The sequence below is a fragment of the Actinomycetota bacterium genome, assembly GCA_030776725.1.
Classification (GTDB): domain Bacteria; phylum Actinomycetota; class Nitriliruptoria; order Nitriliruptorales; family JAHWKO01; genus JAHWKW01.
Genome location: JALYHG010000179.1, coordinates 1 through 9,222, shown reverse-complemented (window position 1 = coordinate 9,222; position 9,222 = coordinate 1). Strand labels below are relative to the sequence as shown.

Below are 9,222 nucleotides of genomic sequence, written 5' to 3'. Positions count from 1 at the left end.
CGGCCCCTGTTCGACGATGACACCGGCGGCCATGAACACGACCCGGTCGCCGACGCGGCGAGCGAACCCCATCTCGTGCGACACGACCATCATGGTCATGCCCTCGTCGGCCAGCGTCCGCATCACGTCGAGTACCTCGCCGACCAGCTCCGGATCGAGGGCGCTGGTGACCTCGTCGAACAGCATCATGTCCGGGTCCATGCACAGCGCCCGTGCGATCGCCACGCGCTGCTGTTGACCGCCGGACAGGCGGACGGGGTAGTCGTCGGCCTTCTCGGCCAGGCCGACCCGCTCGAGCATGGCGCGGCCCACCTGGGTCGCTTCACGCTTGGAACGTTTCAGGACCCGTCGCTGCGCGATCGTGACGTTGCCCATCACCGTCAGGTGCGGGAAGAGGTTGAACTGCTGGAACACCATCCCGATCTTGCGGCGGACCAGATCGACGTCGACATCGGGATCGGTGATGTCGGTTCCCTCGATGATGATCCGCCCGGACGTGGGTTCCTCGAGCCGGTTCACGCAGCGCAGCAGGGTCGACTTCCCCGAACCCGACGGCCCGATGACGCAGACGACCTCGCCGTACTCGATGTGGAAGTCGACGCCGCGCAGCACCTCGAGATCACCGAACCGCTTGTGCAGGTCGATGATGTCGATGGCGTGCTCGGCCTCGCCGGCGTTCGCGGAAGTGGCCATCAGCGCGCCCTCCTCGCCCGGCGCTCCAGCAGCGCGACGAGGCGGGTCATCGGGATGGTGATCGCGAGGTAGACCAGGCCGACGACGATCAGCGGCGTCGGGCTCGCTCGCAGGTTCAGCAGGTCACGGCCGAACTTCGTCAGCTCCTCCATGCCCTGCCGGGTCCCGATCACGAAGAGCAGGGAGGTGTCCTTCAGCAGCAGCACCAGCTCGTTGGTCATCGGAGGGATGATGATCCTGAAGGCTTGCGGGACCACGATCGACGCCATGGCGCGCGAGTAGCGCATCCCCAGTGACCGTGCCGCCTCCATCTGCCCGCGAGGAACCGCCTCGATGCCGGCGCGGATGGTCTCCGCCATGTACGCGGCCGCAACCAATCCCAGCCCGACCGTTCCGGGGCCGTACCGGCCCGGGATGCTGAACACCAGCCCGATCGGGATCCCGAACCCGATCAGGAAGATGGTCAGCAGCGCGGGCAGCCCGCGGAACACCTCGATGTAGACGGCCGCGAACCACCGGTACGGACGATGGTCGACAGCCGCATCAGCGCGAGGATCAGGCCGAGCACCAGCCCGAAGCTGAACGACAGGACGGTGAAGATCAAGGTGTTGCGGGCCGCGACCGTCACGACGCGGGGGAACATGTCGGCGGCGATCTGCAGGTTGAAGAAGCGGTTCTGCAGCCGCACCCAGTCCGCGTTCACCCCGACGTAGATGGCGACCACGGCGAACAGCGTGTAGAACACGGCCCGGACGAGACGGACCTGGGTCCGTCGCTTCACGTGGGGCCTCCTCGAACGGCGAGGGGCCTAACGGGGCCCTCTACCAGTCGGTGCCGCTCACCGAGACGCCTACAGCAGGTCGTCGGGCGGGTCCTCCCCGAAGTACCGCCGGTAGATCTCGGTGAACTCGTTGTCGCCCTCGATCTCGTGCAGGGCCTCGTTGATCGCGTCGCGCAGGTCCGTGTTGCCTTCCGCCACCGCGAACCCGTACTGCTCACCGGTGGGGAACCGCTCAACGACCACGACCGACTCGTCCTGCGTGGCCTGGTAGGCGTTCACCGGGAAGTCCTGCAGGATCGCGTCGATCTCACCGGCTGTCAGGGCGGTGAACAGCGCGCCGGCGTCCTCGTAGGCCGTGATGGTCGCGCCCTCCGGTTTGTTCTCCCGCGCGTACTCCTCGCCGGTCGTGGCGGCCTGCACGCCGATGGCCTGACCGGCGAGGTCCGGCAGCGACGCGTACTTGTCGTGATCCTCGGCGCGCACCAGCAGCGACTGGTCGGCGTTGGAGTACGGGTCGGTGAAGTCGAGGTTCTCGTCGCGCTCCGCGGTGATGGTGATGGCCGACGCGGCCACATCGCACTGGTCGGCCGCCATCGCGGTCCCGCTCCTGATCGCGTCGAAGCTGGTCACCACCACCTCGAGCTGCAGGCCCAGACGGTCGGCGGCGGCCCGCATCAGATCGATGTCGTACCCGGTGTACTCCCCGGCTCGCTCGGGGTCTTCGAACTCGAACGGCGGGTAGGGGATGTCGGAGCAGACCGTGAGCACGCCTTCCTCGACGAGGTCGAACGCCGGCGCGGTCCCCGGCGTCCCGGTCGGCTCCGGGGTGGCGGCGGTGTCTCCGTCGCCGCAGGCGGCGACGGTGAGAGCGACCGTGGCGGCCAGGGCCACGGTGCGCAGGCTGATCGGGACGCGCATGGCTCCTCCGGGTCGGTGCGACGACGTTGAAGCGTAAAACCGGGACACCCACCAGGTCTACGACCTCGGTAGGACACTCGCGAGGACCCCCGCGGTCCGTCCTCAGCCGGAGGGAGGATCGTCACCGCCCAGCTCGTCGATGATCTGCTCCGCGACGGCGCGCATGGTCAGGCGCCGTTCCATCGCCTGGCGTTGCATCCAGCGGAACGCCTCCGCCTCGGTCATGTCCTGCGACTCCTGCAGCATCCCCTTGGCGCGCTCCACGAGCTTGCGGGCCTCCAGACGCGCCTCGAGGTCATCGACCTGCGACTCCAGCCCGGACATCTCCCGGAAGCGCCCCGCGGCGATCTCGACGGCCGGGAGCAGGTCGTGCTTCTGGAACGGTTTGACGAGGTACGCCATCGCGCCAGCGCGGCGAGCTTTCTCGACCAGGTCACGCTGGCTGAACGCGGTGAGGATCAGGACCGCAGCGAGCCGCTCCCGGGCGATCTCCTCGGCGGCCTGGATCCCGTCCATGACGGGCATCTTGATGTCGAGGATCACCAGCTCCGGTCGGAGCTCGCGGGTCAGGCGGACCGCGGATGCCCCGTCCGCGACCTCAGCGACGACCTCGAACCCCTCCTCCTCGAGCATCTCCTTGAGGTCGAGGCGGATCAGCGCCTCGTCCTCAGCGATCAGGACCCGGGTCGGGAGCTCGTCTCCCGGGGCCTGCCCGCCTGGCGCCCCCGCCCGCACGGCGTCCTCGGTCACCTGGTCCCCTCCAGCTCGAGCAGGCGGTCGAGGAGGCGGTCGCGTTCGGCGGCCAGTTCCGCCGCCTCGGCGCGGGTCTCGTCGAGCAGCCGCACGTGCCGGTCGTGGTCCGTCTTGGCCTCACGCCACTCGCGGTCGGCCAGCGGCGTCTGCGCGACGAGCTTCCGCGTCTCGGCGTCGTCGGCGACCTCCCGCAGGTACGCGACCTGCTCCTCGAGCACCCGCAGGTTCGCCCGCGTGCGGCGGAGACGCTCGTGGACGTTCGCTAGCCGCTCGCGGAGCTTGGTCGCATCGCGTGCGGTGCCCGTGGCGCTACTCCCCGAGTGATCACGCGAGTTCGATGGACAGCCTCGCCCCGCGGGAGCGTAGCCGTCGCCGACCCGCGCGCGAAAGCGCGAAGTACCCCGGGTGGGATTCGAACCCACACTGACACGCTCTTGAGGCGCGTGGCTCTGCCGATTGGCCTACCGGGGCACGGACACGAGGATACGGCCTCGCACCCGCCGAGCCACGCGGGACTGCTAGGTTCCCGACCCGCCGCCGAGGATGACGGGGCCACGGCGGCGACATGGGATCCCCGTCGTCGCGGACGGTGATGGGTCGACGATGGTGATCACACCGACGCGGCTGCGCGCGGCCTTCGCCGCGTCCGGCCTCGTCCTCGGATTGTGGCTCACCGGCGTGCAACCGCCCGGAGCCGAGTCAGACCAGGTGTCGGGCGCGGCGACAACCGCCGCGCCACCGATCGTGTCCACGGACAGCGGCGAGACCGCCGACACACGGGCGGCAGCGCCCACCGACCCGAACGACGACGGTCCCGCCACGCAGCTCGCGGCCGCACCCGCGGTCGACCTCGCCGCCGACCTCGTCGGCCGTACCCGCGCGGAGCTGCGGAGCTTCCCCGCAGAGTGGCCGATCGTGCGGGGGGTGTACTCGACCATGTGGAGCTTCGCCGGGGAGCGGTGGAACGACCTGTTGGACCTGGTCGCCACGACCGAGATCAACGCGATCGTCATCGACGTCAAGGACGACAACGGCATGATCGCGTGGAAGGACTCGCGCGTCGCGATCGCGCACGAGTCCGGCGCGGACAGCCACACGGCTCAGTCGAAAGCCCGTGCGGCGTCGCGGATCCGCCAGTTGCGTCACGCCGGCGGGTACCCGATCGCCCGGATCGTGTGCTTCAAGGACCCGATCGCGGCGGCCGCGAAGCCGGAGCTCGCGATCAAAGCCGCCGGTGGTGGCGTGTGGCGTGATCGCAAGGGCATGACGTGGCTCGACGCCAACAAGAAGGACGCGTGGGACTACATCGTCGACCTCGGCCGTGAGGCCGCACGGATCGGCTTCCTCGAGATCCAGCTCGACTACATGCGCTTCCCCACCGACGGGAACGTCGCCTCTGCCGTGTACGACGACGGCAAGACGGTCGACCCCGCCGCGATCCGTGGGTTCCTCGCCTACGCCCGGGAGCAGCTGCACGCCGAGGGGGTACGCGTCAGCGCCGACATCTTCGGGCTGACCACGTACAAGCAGGAGGGTTCCGGCGACGGTGACGGCACCGGGCAGCTCTTCGAGGACGTGATCAGCGAGGTCGATTACGTCTCACCGATGGTCTACCCGTCGCACTACTACCCCGGGAACTACGGCCTGGCCCGACCGGAAGCGCATCCCTACGACGTCGTGGTCAACGCCATGCGTGAGGCTCAGGAACGTGTCGACGGCTACCGGGCCAAGGTCCGACCGTGGCTGGAGGATTTCTCCCTGACCGTCCCGCACCACCCAGGCCGGGTCAGCGATCAGCTCCGTGCGACCTACGACAACGGCATCGAGTCGTGGCTGCTGTGGAACGCCCACAACCGCTACAGCCGCGAGGCGCTGGCCCCGGTTCTGCGGCCCCGCGCCGTCCAGGCCCCACCCGAGCCTCCCGCGGAGCAGACACCCCCGGAGCAGACACCCCCGGAGCAGACACCCTCGGAGCAGGCACCCGCGGAGACCCCCACGCCGCTCGCGATGCTCCGCGGAGGACACGTCCGGTGACCCGCCGCGCCGTCCTCGCCACCGCTGCGGCCCTCATGGCCGCCTGTTCGGCCGCCCCGGTCGGCATGCGGCCACCCGCCGCGACGCCCGTTCCCGACGCCACAGCCGTGGACCGCGAGCCGGCTGATCCGCCATCCTCGACCGAGCCGGAGGTGACCGTCCCGGACGTCACCGACGGCGAGCTGGCCGCAGCCGGGGTCAACGAGCTGGGACGGGTGCTGGTCGTCGAGTGGCACGACATCGGCGACCGCGACGGGCGCTGGGAGAACTCGTTGGCCACCTTCCGCGCGCAGCTGCGCGAGCTCCACGACCGCGGGTACCGGCCGATCTCGGTCGACGAGTTCATCGACGGGACGTTCCCCATCCCGTTGGGCACATCACCGGTGCTGCTGACGTTCGATGACTCCTACCGGCAGCACTTCTTCTTCGCCGACGATGGCCACACCCCCCACCCCGATTCCGTGGTGGGGATCCTGCAGGCCATGGAGCGCGAGGACCCGACCTGGCGGGCACGAGCCACGTTCGCGTTCTACTGGCCGGTCCCCTTCCGCGACACCGACCGCGACACCATCGAGGCGAAGCTGCGCTACCTGGTCGCCAACGGCTTCGACCTGTCCAACCACACCTACAACCACGACAACCTCGCCCAGCTCACCGACGCCGAGGTGCAGGACAACCTCGCCCGGGCCGAGGCCGAGCTCGCCGAGGTGGTCGGGCCCGACTACCGCGTCCGGTCGATCACCCTCACCCAGGGCATCTGGCCCAACAACCGCGAGCTGGCCATGCGTGGGGAGGCGAACGGCTTCCGCTACGAGCACGACATCGCTCTCCTGGTCGGCTTCATGCCGACCCGTTCGCCGCACCACACCGAGTACGACCCCATGGCGGTGCAGCGGGTCCAGGCGTACGTCCCGGAGTTCGACAAGTGGGTCGAGTGGCTCGACGCCGAGCCGGGCCGCCGCTTCGTATCCGACGGCGACCCGGCCACGGTGAGCTTCCCGGCGTCGTGGGCCGACGTCGCCCGCCCCCTGGCCGGCTCCGCCGCCCGCGGCTACGCGGAGGCACCGGCGGGGGCCGGCTGACGCGGTGTGGTCGCCGGCTCCAGGAGCGTGAGCGTCCCGGCGTCGGCGTCGAGGCGGGAGCGGACGCCGAGCGGCAGGGCCAGCTGACGGTCGACGTGCCCGATCGGCAGGCCATGGACCACGGGGATCCCCAACCCGGCGAACGCGGCGCGGACGACCGCGGCGGTGGGCAACGACGGGCGGTCGGTCGGTGGGTCGCACCCGACCATCTCCCCGACGATCACGCCGGTGACGTGGTCGAGGACCCCCGCGCGGTGCAGTTGCGTCAGCGACCGGTCGAGCCGGTAGGGCGCCTCGTTGACGTCCTCGATGACGAGGATGGCGCCGTCGGTGTCGGGGGCGTCGACGGTGCCCACCAGCGCGCACAGGACGCTGAGGTTCCCGCCCAACAGCCGCCCCTCGGCGACCCCGCCGACGACCGTCTCGACCGGCGCGTCGCCGGCTCGGGTGAGCATCCCGGCGGGGCGCGGGTCGGTGAGGAGCCGGCGCAGGTGCGCGCTCTCTTCGTCCCCACCCAGCAGATGCAGCCGCCCCGCGAAGGGGCCGTGCACCGTCACCAGGCGCAGACGCTGCCACGCCGCGAGCAGCAGGGCGGTGACGTCGCTGAACCCCACAACCAGCTTGGGGTCGTGGCGGAGCGCCGCCCAGTCCAGCCGGTGGAGGATCCGGGTGACGCCGTACCCGCCGCGTGAGGCGATCACGGCCCGGATGCCGGGATCGCGGAACGCAGCGTTGAGGTCGGCGGCCCGGTCGTCGTCGGTGCCGGCGAGGTGGCCGTGCACGTCGTCGGCGTGCGGGAACACCACCGGGTCGAGCCCCCACGAGCGCAGCTGAGCCAGACCGCGTTCGAGGCGATCACGGTGCACCACCGGGCTGCTCGGCGACACGATCGCGACGCGGTCACCGGGGCGCAGCGCCGGCGGGCGGACCACGTCGGTCACAGCAGCTCGGGCCGCTCCCACGGTCGCCCGCGGAGGTGGTGGTCGAGGAAGGCCAGCACCGTGCGGTACCACAAGCGCGCGTTCTGGGGCTTGGCGATCCAGTGGTGCTCATCGGGGAAGTACAGCAACTGCGCGTCGACGCCGTGCCGCGATAGGTCCGTCCACAACCTCAGCGCCTCGCTGATGGGCACGCGGTGGTCGTTCTCGCCGTGGATCACCAGCATCGGGGTCCGGATCGCGCCGACGTGCTGGTGTGGCGACTGCTCGCGGTACCGCGCCGGGTCGACGTAGGGATCCCCGAACTCGCGCTCCCACCACACGCCGAGGTCGGTCGTGCCGTGGAAGCCGTCCAGCGCCCACAGGCTGGCGTGCGTGACGATGGCGCGGAAGCGGTCGGTGTGGCCGGCGATCCAGTTGGCCATGTACCCCCCGAACGAGCCGCCCATCGCCGCCACGCGGGTTGGGTCGATGTCGTCACGCCGCGCGGCGTGTTCGACCGCGGCGATCACGTCGGTGTAGGGCTCGGCGCCCCACCGTCCCCACCCCCGGCGGATCAGGTCGAGCCCGTACCCGGTCGACAGAGCCGGGTCCGGGCAGAGCACGGCGTAGCCCTGGGACGCCAGGACGTGCGGGTTCCAGCGCCAGTGCCAGCTGTTCCACGTCCCGAGCGGCCCACCGTGGATGAACACCACCAGCGGGGCCGGGCCGGCGGTCGTCGCGGCGGGCGGCAGGACCAGCCACGACGCGATCGACGTCCCGTCCGTGGCCCGCGCGGTGAGCCGCTCGACGCGCCCGGGGCCGTGCAGAGCGGCGGCCGGCGAGGGGATCTCGCCCGGGGTGTGCTGATCGGGGGCGGTGGCGTCGAGGATGACCGGGTGCGGAGGACGCTGCATGGTCGCGCCGAGCGCGACCACCCGCCCGCCGTCGGGCGTGACGTCGACGTCGCTGTACGCCCCGCCGGCCGTGAGCCGGGTCACGCGGCCGTCGTCGACCGACACGCGGAACACCGGCCGATGTCCGGCCTGGTCGGCGGTGAACAGCAGGGCCGCCCCGTCCGGCGTCCACACCGGCCGGTCAGGCCACAGCTCCACGTCGGCCACCAGCGTCCGCACGCCGCCGTCGTCGAGGTCGACCACGACCAGGTCGGTGTCGGTGACCGTCTGCGGGTCACCCTGGAAGGTCCGCAGGCAGGCGACCGCGCGGCCGTCCGGCGAACAGCGTGGGTCCGAGTACCAGTGGTCGTCGTCGTGCAGCAGGACACGCCGTTCGCGCGTGCCGACGTCGACGGCGACGAGGTCGAACGTGCGCTGACGCGGGTCGTCGGCCAGCCGTTGCCAGCTGGTCACCACCGTGGCGCCGTCGGGCGTGACGTCGAAGACGGTGTTGTCGATGGCGAGCTGATCGCCGACGTCGGGGGTGAGGTCGCGCACCTGGAGGCGGCCCTCGTCGTGGCCGGGGAGCCGCCCGTGCCACAGCCGTCGCTGGCGGGGTCCGAGCCAGTGGTCCCACCAGCGGATGGGGTAGGTGGTGAACAGCAGCGCGCGGACACCGGCGTCGCGTCGGGCGCGGTCCCGGCCGGCGTCGTCCTCCCAAGTCGCCGCGCCCGGGTACGTGGGGACCCCCAGGATGACGTGGCCGGCGTCGCGGGCGATGGTCAGTCCGGCGACGCCACCTGGCGGCTCGGCGACCAGCCGTGCTTCGCCGCCGGCGGTTGGGAGCAGCCACACGTCGGCGGTGGTGTCGCTGTCGTCGGCGTCGTCGCTGCCGGCCCGTTCCGAGACGAAGAGAAGGTCACCGCCGGGGAGGAACGCCGGGCTGGACTCCCCCCGCGGTGACCGGGTCAGCCGCCGGGGCTCGCGGGCGCCGTCGGGGTCGAGTTCCCAGAGTGCGCTGGTGTAGCGCTTGCGGTCGTCGTCGGGGGTCGCGACCGCGACGACGAGGCGGGATCCGTCCGGGGACAGCCGCAGGTCGCTCAGCCGCGGCATCGCCAGGAACGTGTCGAGGTCGAGCTGGTCAGGCA

At 71.2% G+C, this 9,222-nt stretch carries 8 protein-coding genes, 1 tRNA gene and 1 pseudogene; 2 read left to right on the top strand and 8 right to left on the bottom strand.

The genetic code is table 11. The annotated features are described in order from the left end of the window. The 6 genes and pseudogenes from M3N57_08415 to M3N57_08390 form a co-directional block, all read right to left on the bottom strand. Positions 1-693: amino acid ABC transporter ATP-binding protein (locus M3N57_08415; GenBank protein ID MDP9022704.1), on the bottom strand; the 693-nt coding region annotated here is incomplete at its 3' end. Next, positions 693-1,474, bottom strand: a pseudogene (locus M3N57_08410) (amino acid ABC transporter permease). The pseudogene M3N57_08410 and the gene M3N57_08415, both read right to left, overlap by 1 nt. A gap of 69 nt (positions 1,475-1,543) precedes the next feature. Next, complete coding sequence (locus tag M3N57_08405; GenBank protein ID MDP9022703.1) at positions 1,544-2,392, bottom strand: ABC transporter substrate-binding protein; 849 nt, start codon at positions 2,390-2,392, stop codon at positions 1,544-1,546. Positions 2,393-2,494: 102 nt separating this feature from the next. Beyond that, positions 2,495-3,127, bottom strand: coding sequence for a response regulator (locus M3N57_08400; GenBank protein MDP9022702.1), 633 nt, complete (start codon positions 3,125-3,127; stop codon positions 2,495-2,497). Positions 3,128-3,138: 11 nt separating this feature from the next. Then, on the bottom strand, positions 3,139-3,363 hold the full coding sequence (locus tag M3N57_08395; GenBank protein ID MDP9022701.1) for a hypothetical protein: 225 nt from the start codon (positions 3,361-3,363) through the stop codon (positions 3,139-3,141). A 179-nt stretch (positions 3,364-3,542) separates the two neighbouring features. After that, positions 3,543-3,616: transfer RNA gene (locus tag M3N57_08390), tRNA-Leu, on the bottom strand. 132 nt (positions 3,617-3,748) lie between these two features. On the opposite strand from M3N57_08390, the gene M3N57_08385 reads away from it, so the two are divergent. Next, the gene (locus M3N57_08385) at positions 3,749-5,179 is read left to right on the top strand and encodes a hypothetical protein (protein MDP9022700.1); all 1,431 of its coding nucleotides are present in this window, start codon (positions 3,749-3,751) and stop codon (positions 5,177-5,179) included. Continuing rightward, the gene (locus M3N57_08380; protein MDP9022699.1) at positions 5,176-6,261 is read left to right on the top strand and encodes a polysaccharide deacetylase family protein; all 1,086 of its coding nucleotides are present in this window, start codon (positions 5,176-5,178) and stop codon (positions 6,259-6,261) included. Before M3N57_08385 ends, M3N57_08380 begins: the two co-directional genes overlap by 4 nt. On the opposite strand, the gene M3N57_08375 is transcribed toward M3N57_08380, so the two are convergent. Both M3N57_08375 and M3N57_08370 read right to left on the bottom strand, forming a co-directional pair. Beyond that, positions 6,231-7,202 (bottom strand): LD-carboxypeptidase, encoded by a 972-nt coding sequence (locus M3N57_08375; protein ID MDP9022698.1) that lies wholly within the window; start codon positions 7,200-7,202, stop codon positions 6,231-6,233. The two genes, M3N57_08380 and M3N57_08375, sit on opposite strands and share 31 nt — an antisense overlap. Further along, positions 7,199-9,222 (bottom strand): S9 family peptidase (locus M3N57_08370; GenBank protein ID MDP9022697.1); only part of this gene is annotated, 2,024 nt, incomplete at its 5' end. The genes M3N57_08370 and M3N57_08375, both read right to left, overlap by 4 nt.